This is a genomic window from Fictibacillus phosphorivorans (assembly GCF_023715845.1).
Taxonomy (GTDB): domain Bacteria; phylum Bacillota; class Bacilli; order Bacillales; family Fictibacillaceae; genus Fictibacillus; species Fictibacillus phosphorivorans_D.
In genome coordinates this window covers 1-18749 of record NZ_JAMBOR010000031.1, presented here as the reverse complement: position 1 = coordinate 18749, position 18749 = coordinate 1, and the positions used below count along the sequence as shown (strand labels likewise).

At 41.1% G+C, this 18749-nt stretch carries 19 protein-coding genes; 17 read left to right on the top strand and 2 right to left on the bottom strand.

The genetic code is table 11. The features are described 5' to 3' along the window. Positions 1–12 precede the first annotated feature (12 nt). The 6 genes from mnmG (at position 13) to M3206_RS17555 (ending at position 6449) form a co-directional block, all read left to right on the top strand. Positions 13–1899, top strand: coding sequence for a tRNA uridine-5-carboxymethylaminomethyl(34) synthesis enzyme MnmG (mnmG, locus tag M3206_RS17580; protein ID WP_251313819.1), 1887 nt, complete (start codon positions 13–15; stop codon positions 1897–1899). A gap of 125 nt (positions 1900–2024) precedes the next feature. After that, positions 2025–2741: a 16S rRNA (guanine(527)-N(7))-methyltransferase RsmG gene (gene rsmG, locus M3206_RS17575; protein WP_251313818.1), complete on the top strand. Its 717-nt coding sequence runs from the start codon at positions 2025–2027 to the stop codon at positions 2739–2741. 130 nt (positions 2742–2871) lie between these two features. Continuing rightward, a complete protein-coding gene (gene noc / locus M3206_RS17570; protein WP_251313817.1) occupies positions 2872–3735 on the top strand; it encodes a nucleoid occlusion protein in 864 nt (287 codons plus the stop codon). Between the two features lie 279 nt (positions 3736–4014). After that, positions 4015–4788: a ParA family protein gene (locus M3206_RS17565; protein ID WP_251313816.1), complete on the top strand. Its 774-nt coding sequence runs from the start codon at positions 4015–4017 to the stop codon at positions 4786–4788. After that, complete coding sequence (locus M3206_RS17560; protein WP_251313815.1) at positions 4769–5599, top strand: ParB/RepB/Spo0J family partition protein; 831 nt, start codon at positions 4769–4771, stop codon at positions 5597–5599. Before M3206_RS17565 ends, M3206_RS17560 begins: the two co-directional genes overlap by 20 nt. Positions 5600–5714: 115 nt before the next feature. After that, positions 5715–6449, top strand: coding sequence for a DUF554 domain-containing protein (locus M3206_RS17555; RefSeq protein ID WP_251313814.1), 735 nt, complete (start codon positions 5715–5717; stop codon positions 6447–6449). Between the two features lie 38 nt (positions 6450–6487). Here M3206_RS17555 and yyaC read toward each other — a convergent pair whose 3' ends face one another. Further along, on the bottom strand, positions 6488–7120 hold the full coding sequence (yyaC, locus tag M3206_RS17550) for a spore protease YyaC (protein WP_251313813.1): 633 nt from the start codon (positions 7118–7120) through the stop codon (positions 6488–6490). A gap of 221 nt (positions 7121–7341) precedes the next feature. On the opposite strand from yyaC, the gene M3206_RS17545 reads away from it, so the two are divergent. From M3206_RS17545 to dnaB, 10 genes are all read left to right on the top strand, one after another. Beyond that, entirely contained in the window at positions 7342–8238 is an 897-nt protein-coding gene (locus M3206_RS17545; RefSeq protein ID WP_251313812.1) for a mechanosensitive ion channel family protein, read from the top strand. Between the two features lie 2 nt (positions 8239–8240). Beyond that, positions 8241–8438, top strand: a complete 198-nt coding sequence (locus M3206_RS17540) for a DUF951 domain-containing protein (protein ID WP_251313811.1) — start codon at positions 8241–8243, stop codon at positions 8436–8438. A 198-nt stretch (positions 8439–8636) separates the two neighbouring features. Further along, positions 8637–9734: a redox-regulated ATPase YchF gene (ychF, locus tag M3206_RS17535; protein ID WP_251313810.1), complete on the top strand. Its 1098-nt coding sequence runs from the start codon at positions 8637–8639 to the stop codon at positions 9732–9734. 370 nt (positions 9735–10104) lie between these two features. Beyond that, entirely contained in the window at positions 10105–10395 is a 291-nt protein-coding gene (rpsF, locus tag M3206_RS17530; protein ID WP_251313809.1) for a 30S ribosomal protein S6, read from the top strand. A gap of 21 nt (positions 10396–10416) precedes the next feature. Then, positions 10417–10965: a single-stranded DNA-binding protein gene (gene ssb / locus M3206_RS17525; protein WP_251313808.1), complete on the top strand. Its 549-nt coding sequence runs from the start codon at positions 10417–10419 to the stop codon at positions 10963–10965. Between the two features lie 65 nt (positions 10966–11030). Then, positions 11031–11264 carry a 30S ribosomal protein S18 gene (gene rpsR, locus M3206_RS17520; RefSeq protein WP_251313807.1) on the top strand — a complete coding sequence of 78 codons (234 nt, stop codon included), beginning with the start codon at positions 11031–11033 and terminating at the stop codon, positions 11262–11264. 181 nt (positions 11265–11445) lie between these two features. Then, positions 11446–12390 (top strand): YybS family protein, encoded by a 945-nt coding sequence (locus M3206_RS17515; RefSeq protein ID WP_251313806.1) that lies wholly within the window; start codon positions 11446–11448, stop codon positions 12388–12390. A gap of 11 nt (positions 12391–12401) precedes the next feature. Then, complete coding sequence (locus M3206_RS17510; protein ID WP_251313805.1) at positions 12402–14375, top strand: DHH family phosphoesterase; 1974 nt, start codon at positions 12402–12404, stop codon at positions 14373–14375. Further along, positions 14372–14815, top strand: a complete 444-nt coding sequence (gene rplI / locus M3206_RS17505) for a 50S ribosomal protein L9 (protein WP_251313804.1) — start codon at positions 14372–14374, stop codon at positions 14813–14815. The genes M3206_RS17510 and rplI overlap by 4 nt, the downstream gene beginning before the upstream one ends. 255 nt (positions 14816–15070) lie before the next feature. Next, on the top strand, positions 15071–16435 hold the full coding sequence (dnaB, locus tag M3206_RS17500; RefSeq protein ID WP_251313803.1) for a replicative DNA helicase: 1365 nt from the start codon (positions 15071–15073) through the stop codon (positions 16433–16435). A gap of 16 nt (positions 16436–16451) precedes the next feature. Here the strand turns inward: dnaB and M3206_RS17495 are convergent, their stop codons facing one another. After that, a complete protein-coding gene (locus M3206_RS17495; protein ID WP_251313802.1) occupies positions 16452–16856 on the bottom strand; it encodes a UPF0158 family protein in 405 nt (134 codons plus the stop codon). Positions 16857–17074: 218 nt separating this feature from the next. On the opposite strand from M3206_RS17495, the gene M3206_RS17490 reads away from it, so the two are divergent. After that, complete coding sequence (locus tag M3206_RS17490) at positions 17075–18361, top strand: adenylosuccinate synthase (protein WP_251313801.1); 1287 nt, start codon at positions 17075–17077, stop codon at positions 18359–18361. Positions 18362–18749 lie beyond the last annotated feature (388 nt).

The following is an 18749-nucleotide window of genomic DNA, read 5'->3' as shown; positions in this document are numbered from 1 at the left end:
AGGTAAGGACACATGGGTTATAAAGCAGACATATTTGACGTTATTGTTGTTGGTGCTGGTCATGCGGGTGTGGAAGCCGCTCTAGCCTCAGCCCGTATGGGTGCAAAGACACTTTGTTTAACGTTAAATTTAGATGCCGTCGCCTATATGCCCTGTAATCCGTCTGTCGGCGGACCAGCAAAGGGGATTGTCGTACGTGAAGTGGATGCACTTGGCGGCGAAATGGCACGGAACATTGATAAGACGCATATTCAAATGCGGATGCTGAACACTGGGAAAGGTCCTGCGGTGCGCGCACTGCGTGCGCAAGCAGATAAATATTTGTATCAGCATGAAATGAAGAAAACAATGGAGAATACAGAAAACCTTACATTGCGTCAAGCGATGGTTGAACGGCTTATGATCGAAGACGGTGTATGTAAAGGTGTAATTACAAAGACGGGTGCAGAATACGAAGCAAAAGCGGTTGTATTAACAACGGGTACTTATTTAAGAGGGAAAATTATTATCGGTGAACTTGCTTATGAAAGCGGTCCGAATAATATGGCTCCGTCCATTAATTTATCGTATCACTTACAGGAACTAGGATTTGATATGGTGCGCTTTAAGACCGGGACACCGCCGCGTGTGAACAGCAAAACGATTGATTATTCGAAAACGGAAATACAGCCTGGTGACGATGTTCCCCGAGCTTTTTCGTACGAAACGACGGAGTATATTACAGATCAGCTTCCTTGCTGGCTGACTTATACCGGGGATGAAACGCATAAACTGATCAACGGGAACCTTCATCGTTCACCGATGTATTCTGGAATGATCGAAGGGACCGGTCCGCGTTACTGTCCTTCTATTGAAGATAAGATCGTACGTTTTAATGATAAACCGCGCCATCAGATTTTCTTAGAACCTGAAGGAAAGAACACAGAGGAAGTGTATGTACAGGGGTTATCGACAAGTCTCCCTGAGGATGTACAGAAGAAGATTCTTGCTACTATTCCTGGTCTTGAAAAAGCTGAATTAATGCGTGCAGGCTACGCGATTGAATATGATGCCATTGTTCCAACTCAATTATGGCCATCTTTAGAAACAAAAAAAGTAAGCGGCTTATTCACTGCAGGTCAGTTGAACGGTACGAGCGGTTATGAAGAAGCAGCTGGCCAAGGACTGATGGCAGGTATTAATGCTGCGTTAAAGGTTAAAGGGGAAGAACCGCTTATCCTTGATCGTTCCGAAGCTTATATCGGCGTGTTGATCGATGATCTGATCACAAAAGGGACGAATGAACCATACAGGCTTTTAACATCAAGAGCTGAATACCGTCTATTATTGAGACACGATAACGCTGATCTTCGATTAACGAAAAAAGGTTATGAAATCGGACTGATACCACAAGAACGATACGAACGCTTTGAGGAGAAAAAAGCACAGATCGCAAAAGAAATTGAGCGTTTAGAACATGTTTCCATTAAACCGTCAGCAGAAGTTCAAGAAGTTCTTGCAGAAGCACAATCTTCAGCACCTAAAGAACCAATGTCAGCTGCAAATCTGCTCAAACGCCCTGAAATTACTTATCCTGTTATTCAAAAATTAGCACCTGCTGAAATGCCTTTAAGCGAATCGGTTACAGAGCAGGTTGAAATTCAAGTGAAATATGCGGGTTATATTGATAAACAGCTTGCACAGGTAGAAAAGATGCGCAAGATGGAAAACAAGAAGCTCCCTGTCGACCTAGATTATATGGCGATTAACGGACTCGCTACAGAAGCGAAGCAAAAGCTGCACGAAGTACGTCCGCTTTCTGTAGGGCAAGCGTCACGTGTATCTGGTGTAAACCCAGCGGACATTTCCATCCTGCTGATCTATCTAGAACAAGGTAAACTAGCTAAGCTTGCACGTTAAAGAGGGTTGGTTATCCGTGTAAGGTCTTCACTTCAGCGCGCTGATTTCAATAGAAGGAAGCTCCTTACACATCCATCCGCTTTCTGGTCCACGCAGGGTCTTCAAAAAAGGGGGACGCAACAAGAATGAATATCGAGATGTTTCAAACTTCCCTTAAGGAAAAGGGAATTGAGTTAACAGAAAAGCAGCTGTCACAATTCGAAAAATACTTTCATTTGCTGGTTGAATGGAACGAAAAAATGAATTTAACAGGGATAACAGAAAAAGAAGAAGTGTATCTAAAACATTTTTATGATTCTGTTACGGCGGCTTTTTATTTTAATTTTAAACAAGACATTACGGTGTGTGATGTTGGAGCAGGTGCAGGTTTTCCTGCTATACCGCTTAAAATCTGTTTTCCTGAAATCAAGTTAACCGTTGTTGATTCTTTGAATAAAAGAATTGGTTTCTTGGAGCATGTGGTTAAAGAACTTGGATTAGAGAATGTTTCCATGTACCATGATCGGGCAGAAACATTTGCCCACAAACCAGAATTCAGGCAGCAGTTTGATCTTGTTATGGCAAGAGCCGTTGCCCGACTCTCTGTATTATCCGAGTTATGCCTGCCGCTTGTGAAAAAAGGCGGACATTTCTTAGGGATGAAAGGCGCAAACCTTCCAGAAGAAGTAAAAGAAGGCGAAAAAGCGGTAAAACTTTTAGGAGGAAAGATTGAAGATGTTCATTCTTTCTTGCTTCCGATCGAAGAAAGTGAAAGAAATATAGTCATTATCGAAAAAGTGAAAGAGACGCCTAAAAAGTTCCCGCGTAAACCTGGAACTCCGAACAAGTCTCCCATACAATAACAAAATAGCCTGTGTTTCACGTGAAACACGGGATGATACATAAAAGAAAGATTTTTACAGACTTGCAGGATTTTAGGACTAGCGGGAAGAAATAGATTATCAGGCAGATTACAAAAGGTGGTGTATTCGCATGAAGCATCCTTTTTCACGTTTATTCGGCATCGGCGAAAAGAACCAGCAGACATTAGATCCAGAACCAGCTGAAAAAAACGACAACGAAGAAGTACTTCAAATTCCGGTTCAACAGATTATTCCAAACCGGTTTCAGCCAAGAACGGTTTTTATAGATGAACGAATTGAAGAATTATCACAAACCATCGAAGCTCACGGTATTATTCAGCCTATTGTTGTTCGCGTAATTGGAGATAATCAATACGAATTGATTGCGGGAGAACGCAGATGGAGAGCCGTTCAAAAACTTGGCTGGGAGAACATTCCCGCTATCGTTAAGGAAATGGACGATTCTCAAACAGCATCTGTAGCGCTTATTGAAAACCTGCAGCGAGAAGAATTAACAGCGATTGAAGAAGCGATGGCCTACGCCAAGCTGCTTGAATTACACGGACTTACCCAAGAGGGACTGGCGCAAAAGCTAGGCAAAGGCCAGTCAACGATTGCAAATAAACTTCGATTACTAAAGCTCCCTCAATCCATTCAAGATGCTCTTCTGCAAAAGAAGATTACAGAACGTCATGCAAGAGCATTAATCGTCTTAAAGGCACCTGAGAAAATGGAGTTGGTCTTAGGCGAGATCCTAGAAAAGCAATTAAATGTGAAGCAGACGGAAGATCGAGTAAAGAGAATGATAGAGTCTGAAACAGCTGAGAAAAAGCCTCAAGCGCGCCGCAAGTCATACAGCAAGGATATGCGCCTTGCGATCAATACGGTAAGGCAGTCAGTCGATATGGTCGTTCAAAGCGGGCTATCTATTGATACAGAGGAAGAAGAGCACGAAGAATTCTATCAGTTCACCATTCGAATTCCTAAAAATTAAAGGTTAAGCCATCAGCCATTCAAAAGCTGGTGGTTTTTTAATGATTTCCTCAGAAATAATGGCGCAATATTGATATTTTGTTTTTATTTCTTTAAGTAAACTTCTTCGACTAGCGGCGAGCATCCGAAACGGAAATCAACGACTTCCAAGAGCAGCGGAGCTCACACTTAAAGAATCACCAAAAAAACTTTAATTTTCACCATTTCAAGAAGTTATTTTAAAATCTTCATGATAGAATAATAGATAATTGATTGTTCATAAAGTGAGGTAGGTGACAACATGGCGAAGGTCATTGCAGTAGCCAATCAGAAAGGCGGAGTCGGGAAAACGACTACGTCAGTCAACCTTGGTGCATGCTTAGCATATTTCGGGAAAAAGGTATTGCTCGTAGATATAGATCCTCAAGGTAACGCAACAAGCGGGGTAGGAGTAGACAAAGGCGATATCGACCAATGTATATATAATGTTTTAGTTGAGGATGTAGAAGTTAAACAGGTTATTGCTGAAACCATCTGTGAGGGACTACATATTCTGCCTTCTACCATTCAACTGGCTGGAGCGGAGATTGAACTTGTTCCGACGATTTCAAGGGAAGTGCGATTAAAACGAGCACTTGATCAAGTAAGCGCTGATTATGATTTTATTATTATCGATTGCCCTCCATCCCTAGGCCTGCTTACGATCAACTCTTTAACAGCATCGGATTCTGTCATCATACCGGTCCAATGTGAGTATTACGCACTTGAAGGGCTTAGTCAGCTGTTAAACACCGTTCGGCTGGTGCAAAAGCATTTAAATACTGATTTGATGATTGACGGTGTATTACTTACAATGCTGGATGCTCGAACGAATTTAGGAATTCAAGTCATCGAAGAAGTCAAAAAGTATTTTCAAGATAAAGTGTATGAAACGATCATACCGAGAAATGTTAGACTTTCAGAAGCGCCAAGTCATGGAAAACCGATTATCATTTATGATCCGAAATCCCGGGGTGCAGATGTTTATTTAGATTTTGCAAAGGAAGTGATTGGCATTGGCGAGAGGGTTAGGTAAGGGACTTCAAGATTTACTGCAAGCCAAAGAAGAAGAAGTCCGAGAAGTCAGTGTAAAAGAACTAAGACCGAATCCGTATCAGCCCCGAAAAGTTTTCGATCAAAAAGCGATTGATGAGCTGAAAGATTCTGTTCAGGAACATGGAATATTGCAGCCGATCCTAGTTAGAAAAAGCATAAAGGGCTATGAGATCATCCTTGGAGAGCGAAGGTTTCGAGCTGCATCAGCAGCGGGCCTTAAGACAGTTCCAGTTATCATAAAAGATTACTCAGAAGAAAAGATGATGGAAGTAGCGCTTATTGAGAATCTTCAACGAGAAGATTTAAATCCTGTGGAAGAAGCTCAAGCTTATCAGAAGTTAATGGACCATCTTAAACTTACGCAGGAAGAACTGGCTTCTAGAGTAGGTAAAAGCCGTCCGCATATCGCAAACCACATCCGTCTTCTTCAGCTGCCAAAACCCGTTTTAGAGCTTTTATCCAATGGTATGATTACGATGGGGCACGGCCGTGCGTTACTTGGGTTAAAGAAAAAATCCAAAATGGAACAGGTCGTTCAACGAATTAAAGAAGATGGTTTGAATGTAAGACAGCTTGAGAAACTTATTCAGGACATCAATATGAATGTTTCACGTGGAACAAAGAAGAAAACAGTGGAAAAGAACGTGTTTTTCAAAGAGAAAGAATCCTATTTGCGAGATCGTTTTGGGACGAGCGTATCGATCAAAAAGTCAAAGCGCAAAGGGAAGATTGAAATAGAGTTCTTTTCTCAAGATGATTTAGAACGAATTTTAGATTTATTAGAAAAATAGCATGAAACCATCGATACGGTGGTTTCTTTTTTACACTATAAAAAGATGACGTAAACATTTTGAATAGGCTTTATAAGATATCATCAATGGTCTAGTTGGATAGGAGATAAACAGAATGTCACTTTTAGGTACGCTTGTTAACGGGATTGCAATCATTTCTGGCAGCTTTTTAGGTCTGTTTTGGACAGCGATACCCGATCGTATAAAAGACACCATTCTTCAGGCAATGGCACTAGCAGTCACGATACTCGGCATAGGCATGGGGCTTAAGAGCGAACAGTTTCTGATCGTTATCGCAAGTCTAGCTGTTGGAGGAGCTTTAGGGGAATGGTGGAATCTTGAAGAAAAATTAAATTCATTAGGAAAGTGGCTTGAGACAAAAGTAGGCAAACAAGATAAAGGATCTGTAGCAACAGGATTTGTTACTGCTACACTCGTTTTCGTAGTCGGTGCGATGTCTATTGTAGGAGCTTTAGACAGTGGCTTAAGACAAGAACATGATGTGTTGTACACAAAGGCTTTGATCGATGGGTTTTGTGCTATTCTATTTACTTCTGCACTTGGAATTGGTGTGATGTTCTCAGCGGTTCCGGTCGTCTTATATCAGGGGGCGATTGCCTTATTAGCTACACAGATCGACCGGTTTGTCCCTCAAGGGCTAATGGATGCACTTATTGTAGAAATTACAGGAACAGGCGGAATCATGATTGTTGCCATAGGTCTTAACTTACTCGGAGTGACAAAGATTCGAGTGGCGAATTTGCTTCCGGGACTTTTAATCGCAGGGATTCTTGTTTTTGTTGTTGAAAAATGGGATAACATCCTTGCCTTTTCACAAGGACTTTTATAAGAAAAGCCGCTTGTATCTGAGATATAAGCGGCTTTGTTTTATTGAATTTTATAAATTTCTTGTGAGCGGGGCTCTGTTTGATGCATGATGTTCTTTTGTTGAATTTTTTTTCTTAAACAAGCCATATGAAGAGAGTCTGCTATAAGATCAGCCATCTTCATGACGATGCTGAGTCGAGTATTTTGCAAAACAAAATACTCCATAAAACCACTTACGTTTACTATTCCTGTAATATGCATGTCCCCGACAGGCGGTAGTTGTTTGTTTACTCCTGCTCCTGGTTTGACTGGACCTTCATTGATGGATATCATTCCAACATGATTTAACTTGCCGAGGCAAGCATCGATTCCGATTATGAATGCGCCTGGATGCTCAGATTCAATCATCTTAAGTTTTTCTTCTAAATTCACTGCATGAACGGGGTCATCAAGGGTTCCATATACGTGAAAGGGAAAAGTATCTTTATTTGATAGTTTCGTGCCCACTAGAGGACCAAGTGCGTCGCCGGTCGAACGATCTGTACCAATGCAAACGACAACGATTGGCTTGCGGCTTGATTCCGGAAGCATAGGTAGAATTTGTTCTGTAATTCGTAATGTGGCTTCCTTTTCTTCATGGTGCAATTTATATTGAAAGGGTTTCCCAAGACCTAGCTTCCGTTTGAGGAACATGACATCCTCTCCTTTATTATGGTACTACTTAGTATACGGAAGAATTCCTTTTCCTATACATGGTAGAATAGAATAATCACAGACTTTTGTTTAGGTCTATACCCGTTTAAGCCGGGCTCTTAACCGAATAAATTTTTATACTGGTTTTCTATGAATGTCATGGTAATCTTATGTGAAAGCTGATTAAATAATTTCATAATCAATGAGAGGGTGAGACTTCATTGGCAGGTACAGAAATACCTAAAAAGGCGGAAGAAGCCGTTACGTTGTTTTCGGACAAAGATTGGTGGGCTGGAATTGGTGCTGTGGGGCTGAAAATTACAGCAATCATTATCATTGCCGTTATCTTCAAATATGTGATCCAAGCGGTTATTGCAAATATTTTTAAGGTGAGATTAAAATCACCTCTACGGCTAAGTGAAAGAAGAGAAAACACGTTATACAAGCTTTTAAATAACGTAGCTACATATGTGATTTATTTTATTGCGATCATAGCCATCTTAAGTGAATTTATGGATGTTAGAGGTATACTCGCTGGAGCTGGTGTTTTAGGGCTCGCGATCGGTTTTGGTGCACAAAGTCTTGTGAAAGATATCATCACTGGTTTCTTCATTATTTTTGAGAATCAGTTTTCTGTAGGAGATACAGTTCGTATCGCTAATTTTGAAGGAACGGTTGAAGAGATTGGTCTTCGAACAACAAAAATTAAAAACTGGACAGGAGAATTACATATCCTGCCGAATTCGTCTATCACAGAAGTAACAAACTTTTCTGTTCATAACAGCATCGCTGTAGTGGATGTAACCATTGCTTATGAAGAAGATATCGATCATGCACAAAAAATCATTGAAGATGTTGTGAAACGATTAAAGCCGGAATATCCTGAAATGGTAAAAGAGCCCGAGGTGCTTGGTGTCCAAATGCTGGGTGCCACTGAAGTGGTCATTCGTGTAACAGCAGAAGTTCTTCCGATGACTCATTTTAAAATAGCAAGAGAACTTAGAAGGATTTTAAAGCATGAACTTGAAAAAGCAGGTCTCGAAATTCCATACCCGAAAATGGTTACCTATACAAAAAATACAAAATCCAAAGAAAATAAGAACAAGATGGAGGGCTGATCATGCAGCAAAAAGAATTTCACCTTCATGATGAAGTCGAAATGAAGAAACAGCATCCATGTGGAACGAATCGCTGGAAAGTTATTCGCATGGGAGCAGATATCCGGATTAAATGTATGGGGTGTCAGCACGGTGTTATGCTCCCTAGGTCCGAATTTACGAAAAAAATAAAGAAAATTTTAGCATCACCAGGTGAGTAACGTTCCAATTGAAAATTCTCTTTTGGTAGAGAATCCTTTTTATACGTGAGTAATTATGCAGATAATGAACCGGGGAGACCAGACCCCCGGTTCTTCTTGTTTTTTAAATGGATAAAACCTATAATTGGGAAGGATATTTTTTTAACTCAAAAGTCTCGGCTTTCCGAGCTTCATATAAAACAGAGGAGTGAAATAACAGTGGCTCTTACAACTGGAATCGTTGGTTTACCGAACGTTGGTAAATCAACATTGTTTAATGCTATTACACAAGCAGGTGCTGAATCTGCCAACTATCCGTTCTGTACGATCGATCCTAACGTAGGGATCGTCGAAGTACCGGACCATAGACTACACAAACTAACGGAGCTTGTACAGCCGAAAAAAGTGGTTCCTACCACTTTTGAATTTACAGATATCGCAGGAATCGTAAAAGGGGCAAGTAAAGGAGAAGGGCTTGGTAATAAGTTCTTATCTCATATCCGCCAAACGGATGCTATTTTACAAGTGGTTCGTTGTTTTGATGATGAGAACATCACACACGTTCACGGAAAAGTAAATCCGATCGATGATATCGAAGTCATCAACCTGGAGTTGATCTTTGCTGATTTAGAGTCTATCGATAAGCGTATTGCACGTGTCGAGAAGCTGGCAAAATCAAAGGATAAAGAAGCGGTAGCTGAATTTGCTGTCCTTTCTAAAATTAAAGAGGCACTTATGCAAGAGCTTCCTGCAAGAAGTGTTGACTTAACACCTGAAGAGAAAAAGATTGTTCATGCGATGCACTTATTGACGATGAAGCCGATCCTTTATGTTGCAAATGTTAGTGAAGAAGAGCTTCTTGAAGGAACAAACGAACACGTTGAAGCGGTAAAAGAGTATGCGGCTCGTGAGAATGCGGAAGTTATCGTAATTTGTGCAAAAATAGAAGAAGAGATTGCAGAACTTGATGGGGATGAAAAGATGGCATTCCTAAACGAGCTCGGTATTGAAGAAGCAGGTCTTGATAAGCTGATTCGTGCTTCTTATTCTCTATTAGGTCTAGCTACTTACTTCACAGCAGGTGTACAAGAAGTCCGTGCATGGACGTTCCGTAAAGGGATGAAAGCTCCAGCATGTGCGGGTATCATCCATACTGACTTTGAAAGAGGGTTTATCCGCGCAGAGGTTGTGGCGTATGATGACCTAATGGCTGCAGGAAGTATGGCTGTTGCGAAAGAAAAAGGAAAAGTTCGTCTAGAGGGTAAAGAATACGAAATGAAAGATGGAGACGTTGTTCATTTCCGATTTAATGTTTAATCATTCGTTGTGAGAGGTTGATTTACGCTGCAGGTGCTCCCCTTGGGAAAAGCTTCGAAAGCGATGCATCGCACGAAGAAAATGTGTTTTTCATTTTCGAGGAGCCTCGCGCCTTCCGCTCCAATCAACTATTCAATGAAGTTTAAAGCAACTAAAAAAAGATAACATCCTCAATATGATGAAAAACGGAGAAAAAGCGATCGCTTTTTCTCTTTTTTAGGCTTAATTTTAAAGTAAGCTTGTTTTATACAGTAGGTTTTGATATAATTCTTTATTGTGAGTTAATTGTCAACGAATATTGTTTTTGATGATTTTCTCCTTGCCCGAAATGAATGTTTTGGGCCGCTTAGACCAAAAGGAGGTGAACGGAATGAAAAAGTACGAAATCATGTACATCGTCCGTCCGAATGTCGAAGAGGAAGCTCTTAAAGCAACAAAAGAGCGTGCGAAAAGCATCCTAACTGAGAACGGTGCGGAGATCACAAACGAGAAGGAAATGGGTAAGAAGCGTTTAGCTTACGAAATCAATGACTTCCGCGATGGATACTACACACTTTTAGATGTTGTAGCTCCAAACGAAGCGATTAATGAATTTGACCGTCTTATGAAGATCAACGAAGATGTTATTCGTTTTATGACAATCGTAGACGAAAGAAATTAATCCTTTAAGGAGTGGTTCTGAATGCTAAATCGTGTAGTACTGGTGGGACGTTTAACGAAGGACCCAGAATTAAAGTACACTCCAAACGGTGTGGCAGTAGCTAATTTCACACTTGCAGTCAATCGACCTTTTTCGAATCAGCAAGGTGAGCGAGAAGCAGATTTTATTAACTGTGTCGTTTGGCGAAAACCAGCTGAAAACGTGGCAAACTACCTGAAAAAAGGTTCGCTTGCCGGAGTGGATGGACGTATTCAAACACGTTCTTACGATAACCAGCAGGGTCAAAGAGTCTATGTTACTGAAGTAATGGCAGAAAGTGTTCAATTCCTTGAACCTAAAAACGCTAACGCAGGCGGCCAGCAATTTCAAGGCGGCAGCAACTTTGGTGGACCATCAAATGACCGCGGATTTGGGCAACAACAAAATCAGAACCGCAGCTATGGAAGTGACAACGGATTTGGCGGACAGCAGCAACAGCAGCAGAACCCGAAACGTAATAACTTCAATGATGACCCGTTTGCTAATGATGGCACGCCGATTGACATTTCTGATGACGATCTGCCATTCTAAACAACTAACGTAAATGATGAAACGGTATATATAAAAATAAAAAAAATTAAAGGAGGGGACCATCTATGGCTGGACGTCGTGGTGGACGCCAAAAGCGTCGTAAGGTTTGTTTCTTCACTGTAAACAAAATCACTTACATCGACTACAAGGACACTGATCTTCTAAAGCGTTTCGTATCTGAGCGCGGTAAGATTCTTCCTCGTCGTGTAACTGGTACATCTGCTAAATATCAACGTCAACTAACTCGTGCGATCAAACGCGCGCGTTACATGGCTTTGTTACCATATGTATCTGAATAAGATCAATGAAAAGCGCAGTAAGGATTATCCTTGCTGCGCTTTTTTGTTTTATAAACAAGTGACTGTCACTTTTTGTTTACATCTAATGAAGTACGTCTATGCTAGAATTATCGTTAAAGTTGAATTACTACGGTTATGTTACTACAATTAAAGCATATGAAGAATGATTATGAGGTGAATCATGCGCAATACTAAAATGTTGGTTGAGGGTGCTGTCCTTGCAGGCATATACACTCTTCTTTTTTTAATGAGTATGTACATACCGGTTATTAGCATTTTCTCTTTTTTTATCCTGCCGCTTCCGTTTATTATTTATCTGTACAGACACGACCTGAAAGCAGGATTGCTTCTTTGGGCCGTAACGTTTGGAATATCTCTCGCGTTTGGTGGGCTTAGCGGCATCATTATGACCCTGTTTTCTGGTTTGACTGGAATTGTGATGGGGGAACTTTATAGACGAAAGAAATCTGCTTTTGCGGTTATACTGGGTGCCAGTTTAGCGAATCTCGTAAACATGCTGGGTACAATTGTGATCGCGCAATTGGTAATGGGTATTAATTTTGTTAAAGAGCTAGAGAATCAGTTTCTAACAGCCATAGGGACCGCAGAAGAGTTTTATAAATCGAGCGGGCAAGATCTTTCTCAAATTGAAAGGTTTAAAGAACAAGCAGAATTGATTCCGATGATGCTGCCTACTTATATTATAGGCGGGTCCGTCATTCTTGCCTTTTTAACACATTTTGCAGCAAGAATGCTGATGAAAAGACTCCGGTACGATGTTCCTTCTTTTCCTCCATTCCGGGAGTGGAACTTGCCGAAATCATTTTTGTGGTATTATATTATAGCGATTATTTTAACATTCAGTACGCCTGATAAAGGTAGTGCTTTATATATTGTAACTGTAAATTTATATATGATATTATCATTTGTACTAATCATACAAGGTTTTACAGTTATTTTTTATTATGCCTGGATAAAGAATTGGAAGAGGAAAAGAATCATATTGTTGATTATACTATTATTTTTGCTGAATTCTTTCCTGCCAATTCCTCTGGAAGTCGTGAAATTCTTAGGTATAATTGATTTAGGTTTTATGATTAAAAAACGGTTGAAACCAAAACAGTAGGAGCTGAAAATATGCCAAAGTTTTTGTTAAAACGGTGGCATGGTTATCCCGTCATCGCCTTGTTTGTTACTTCTGTTGTGCTGGTCAGCATCATCACATATTTTCAATGGATGATTGGAATGGCAGGCTTTGTGGTATTAGGCGGCTTATTTTATTATGCCATGAGAGCTGAAGCCGTTTTTCAGGAGGAGCTGGGTGACTATATTTCTACGCTTTCGCATCGCTTAAAGAAAGTGGGCGAAGAAGCATTAATGGAAATGCCGATCGGGATTATTTTGTATGATGAGGATTTCAAGATTGAGTGGGCGAATCCCTATATGGGAGCACTCATTGAAGAGGAATCCTTTATCGGGCATTCTCTAAACCATGTTTCAGAAGAACTTATTCCTTATTTGAAAAGTGATGCCAAGGAAGAAGTTATCAAGATCAATACGCATAAATTCCAAGTGAATTTTAAGAAGGAAGACCGGCTTCTGTACTTTTTTGACGTAACCGAGCAGCTTGATCTTGAGCGTTTATATGATGAAGAACAAACGGTTATGGCAATTATCTATCTAGATAACTATGATGAAGTTACACAAGGGCTTGATGATCAATTCCGTTCAACGATCAACTCCAAAGTAACGTCTGTGTTAAATGCTTGGGCGAACGCCAATGGCATTTTCCTTAAACGAACGTCTTCTGAGCGTTTTTTAGCGGTTTTTAACCAGCGCATATTAAATGAATTAGAAAAGAATAAGTTCAGTGTTTTAGATGAAGTCAGAGAATCAACAGCCAAGCAGAATGTATCTCTCACATTGAGTATCGGGGTTGCAGCTGGAACTTCTTCGCTGCCTGAACTCGGCCAACTTGCGCAATCCAGTCTTGATCTTGCACTAGGACGTGGAGGAGACCAGGTTGCGATTAAGCAGACGAACGGAAAAGTACGATTCTACGGGGGTAAAACGAATCCAGTAGAAAAACGCACTCGTGTACGCGCAAGGGTTATCTCACATGCTCTGAGTGAACTTGTAGCTGATAGCGATAAAGTGATGATCATGGGTCATAAGAACCCGGATATGGACTCGATCGGGTCAGCGATCGGTATATTAAAAGTAGCGCAGGTCAACGGAAAAGACGGTTATGTGGTTCTGGATCAATCAGATATCGATATTGGCGTTCAGCGCCTGATGGATGAGATCAAAGAAACGGAATCCGTGTGGAAGTTCTTTATTACACCTGAAGAAGCCATGGAGATCGCTACACGTAATACCCTACTTGTTGTCGTCGATACACATAAACCATCCATGGTTATTGAAGAGAAACTATTATCTAAGCTCGATCATGTAGTAGTGATCGACCATCACAGACGTGGTGAAGAGTTTATTAAAGATCCTGTACTTGTTTACATGGAGCCATATGCTTCCTCTACAGCAGAGCTTGTAACAGAGCTTTTAGAATATCAGCCTAAGAGGCTGAAAATGCGTATGTTAGAGGCGACAGCTCTTCTTGCAGGAATCATAGTAGATACGAAGAGTTTTACGCTTAGAACCGGTTCTCGTACGTTTGATGCTGCTTCTTATTTAAGGGCGCACGGTGCCGACACCATTCTGGTACAAAAGTTTTTAAAAGAAGATTTAGTGACGTACACAAGACGGTCGAAACTGATCGAGAGCGCAGAAATTTATAAAAAGGGCATTGTTATCGCAAAAAGTACACCTGAGGATGCTTATAATCAGGTGGTTATCGCGCAGGCTGCCGATATTTTATTATCCATGAACGGTATTCAAGCGTCCTTTGTTATTTCAAACCGCATTGATGGTAAGGTAAGCATCAGTGCACGCTCACTTGGGGATATCAACGTGCAGATGATCATGGAACAATTAGAAGGCGGAGGTCATCTGACAAATGCCGCCTGCCAGATCGAAAACAGCACGATTGATGAAGCTGAAAGACAATTAAAGCAGATCATAGATGAGTATATTGAAGGGGGAGAAGAGGAATGAAAGTAATTTTTCTTCAAGATGTAAAAGGAAAAGGTAAAAAAGGGGAAGTAAAGAACGTATCTGAAGGGTATGCACGTAACTTTCTTTTTCCAAAAAACTTAGCTTCTGAAGCAACTCCTGGTGCGATGGCCGCACTACAAGGAATGAAGAAGAGTGAAGAGAAAAAACAGCAAGCACAGCTGGAAGAAGCGGAAGCACTAAAAGCAAAACTTGCTGAGATGACCGTCACAATTAAAACAAAAACAGGTGAAGGCGGCCGAGTATTTGGTTCTGTTACAAGCAAACAGATTGCGGACGGACTAAAAGAACAAGGAATCAAGATCGACAAGCGTAAGATCGAACTTGCTGAACCGATCAAATCACTAGGTTATACGAATGTACCGATCAAGATTCATTCGAAAGTAACAGGAACAGTAAAAGTACACGTAACGGAAGAATAAAAAAGCCGGGTTTTCCCGGTTTTTTTCGGTGTTTATATAGGGGCTGTTTGTACTTTGTCGCCATTGAAAGCGTCGATTCCCGTTCCAAGATGCTCGCTTTCCGGGGGGCGTGCGGTGAGCCTCCTCTGCGCAATGCGCCGTTAGGAGTCTCGCACCTTGCACTCCAATCAACTGTCGATGAAGTGAGAAAACAAAACCTGAAAGTAACAATCTATTATAGATGATTCGTAATAAAGTGGAGAGGAGGAAAATAGAATGAGTGATTTATTTGCCGATCGTATACCGCCGCAGAATATTGAAGCGGAACAGGCGGTACTTGGTGCGATCTTCCTGGAGCCTGAAGCATTGATTACTGCTTCGGAAATTTTGCTGCCAGAAGATTTTTACCGAGCTACCCATCAAAGAATATATCGTGTCATGCTAGACTTAAATACAAAAGGAGAGCCCGTTGACCTTATTACGGTAACTTCTGAGCTATCTGATCTTAATCAGCTTGATGAAGTTGGCGGTTTGTCTTTTTTGACTGAACTTGCCGACAGTGCACCAACCGCGGCAAACATTGAATATTACAGCAAAATTGTAGAAGAGAAGTCATTGCTGCGCCGATTGATCCGAACTGCAACTGACATCACAGCAAACAGTTATGCGCGTGAAGAAGAAGTAGAAGCGATCTTGAATGAAGCTGAGAAGTCTATTCTAGAGGTTGCTAACCGTAAGAATACAAGCGCGTTTACTCAGATCAAAGATGTTTTGGTACATGCTTATGACAATATTGAAGCTCTCCATAACCGTAAAGGGGATATCACTGGAATTCCGACAGGATTTAATGATCTGGACCGGATGACTGCTGGTTTCCAGAGGAACGACTTGATTATCGTAGCGGCACGTCCATCTGTTGGTAAGACCGCTTTTGCTTTGAACATCGCTCAAAACGTTGCGACAAAAACAGAGGAAAATGTTGCGATCTTCAGTCTGGAGATGGGTGCTGAACAGCTTGTTATGCGTATGCTCTGTGCGGAAGGGAATATCGATGCACAGCGTCTTCGTACAGGTGCACTTTTACCGGAGGACTGGCAGAAGCTTACGATGGCGATGGGAAGTCTTTCAGCGGCTGGTATCTATATCGATGATACACCGGGGATCAGAATCAATGATATCCGGGCAAAATGCCGTCGGCTTAAGCAAGAAAAAGGCTTAGGGATGATTCTTATCGATTACTTGCAGCTTATTTTGGGAAGCGGGAAATCTGGTGAGAACCGGCAGCAGGAAGTCTCTGAGATCTCTCGTTCCCTAAAAGCACTTGCACGTGAGCTGGAAGTGCCTGTTATTGCCTTGTCTCAGCTATCACGTGGTGTTGAATCCCGTCAGGATAAGCGCCCAATGATGTCCGATATTCGTGAATCAGGTTCCATCGAGCAGGATGCCGATATCGTAGCCTTCCTGTATCGTGATGATTATTATGATAAAGAGTCTGAGAGCAAGAACATTATTGAAATCATTATTGCGAAGCAGCGTAATGGTCCTACTGGAACGGTAGAACTCGCCTTCGTAAAGGAATATAATAAGTTCGTAAATCTAGATAGGCGGCATGATGAGAGTGCCATTCCGCCTGGCGCATAGAGAAAGCAGCTGGGTATTAGTCCAGCTGCTTTTCTAATTCTTTAATCTGTTTTTCGGAAAGCCAGCTTTCGATGCGGCTTTTCACTTTTTCTTTTTGAAAGGCTTGCCATTTTTCCGTTAAGTTCAGTTGTTCGATCGTTTCATTAAATCTTTCAAACGGATTGTTCTCATTCAGAGCATGCAACAATTCAGTGTGTTGATTTTGACTTTCAAATTCGACCATCCAGCTGAACGACTCAACGTTCATCACTTTTGGAATCTCAATAAATCGGTCTGGTTCATCAGCATCTAAAAACTCGAGATTAGGCAATCCTCCTGGTTCGATGGCATCGAGAAGGATTACTTGTTCATTTTTATCTAAATAATATATATGGTTAGCTGCGTTATCCATATAGGCAACCATTAATTTTTCAATAAACAAAGAATCATACCTCCTAAACAAGGTGAATACTACAGGATACGATAGAGTTTTTAATCTTTTGACTATGGGATTGTAAAATTTTTACGAACAAATATTTTAATTTATGATTTAATGTTCGTGTTTTTCGTTGACTTTCGTGAAAGTTATTGCTAAACTAAGCATGGTTTTCAAGATTAGGTGATTATATCGCCGGTCGTTAATTTGATGGAGGTGCAACCATGTCATCAGTAGTAGTAGTGGGAACACAATGGGGAGATGAAGGAAAAGGTAAGATTACCGATTATCTCTCAGAAAAAGCAGAAGTAGTAGCAAGATATCAAGGCGGAAACAACGCTGGTCATACAATTGTTTTTGAAGGAACAAAATATAAGCTTCACTTAATTCCATCTGGAATCTTTTATAAGGATAAAATCTGTGTAATCGGAAACGGAATGGTTGTGGATCCGAAAGCAGTTCTTGAAGAGCTTGCTTATCTTCACGGCCACGGGGTAAGCACTGATAACCTTCGTATCTCAAACCGTGCACATGTTATTCTTCCTTACCATCTTCGTCAAGATATTTTAGAAGAAGAAAGCAAGGGTGCTAACAAGATCGGTACAACGAAAAAAGGTATCGGCCCTGCATACATGGATAAAGCAGCGCGTATCGGTATCCGTATAGCTGACCTTTTAGACCGCGAAGTGTTTGAAGAGAAGCTTGAGCGCAACTTGGCTGAAAAGAATCGCCTATTTGAGCGCATTTATGAATCAGAAGGCTTTACAAAAGAAGAAATCTTAGACGAGTACTACGAGTACGGTCAGCAGATCAAAAAGTATGTTGTTGATACATCTGTTGTATTAAATGATGCTTTAGATGATGGCCGTCGTGTACTATTTGAAGGTGCTCAAGGGGTCATGCTTGATATCGACCAAGGAACATATCCTTTCGTAACATCTTCTAACCCGATCGCAGGTGGAGTAACGATCGGTTCTGGTGTTGGTCCATCTAAGATCAATCATGTAGTAGGTGTTTCAAAAGCTTACACAACCCGTGTAGGTGACGGACCGTTCCCTACTGAACTTCATGATGAGGTCGGCGACCAAATCCGTGAAGTCGGTCGTGAGTACGGCACAACAACTGGACGTCCACGCCGTGTGGGCTGGTTTGATGCTGTTGTCGTACGTCATGCTCGTCGTGTATCAGGAATTACAGATCTTTCTCTAAATTCAATCGATGTTCTAACAGGAATTGAAACATTGAAAATCTGTGTAGCTTACAAATACAAAGGTGAACTTACTTATGAATTCCCAGCAAGCCTTAAAGTGCTAGCTGAATGTGAGCCGGTATATGAAGAAATGCCAGGCTGGACTGAAGACATCACAGGCGTAAAAGATCTTGGAGAACTTCCAGAAAATGCACGCCATTATGTAGAACGTATCTCACAAGTAACAGGTATTCCGCTATCCATCTTCTCAGTTGGACCTGACCGTGCACAAACAAACATGGTTAGAGGCGTGTTTGCTTAATAAAAGTTAAGGGGCTGACTCAAAACCTTTTGAGTTCAGCCCTTTTTTTATATAAAAAAGAAAAAAAGGACGCTTTGGTGAATCAAAACCAGATTAGGTGCTGACTTTGTAAGAATCTCAAAGCTAATAGGAAGCCCATTAACTAGGTCGGGCAGTCCTTTTTATTGACAGAAGTCCAGTTTGCGCGAAAAGAGGCTCATTCTGAGCGAAGATAAGGAATTTTGAGCGTAACTCGGAGATTCTGAGCGTAACTCGAGGATTTTGAGCGAAACTTAAATTAGTCTTAAAAGTGGAGACATCCTTGTGAGAATTCTTTATACTTAAACAAAACTAATTTAGGGGACGTGTCCACATGAAAAGAAAGTCTTTAGAGTACCGAGAATATGTC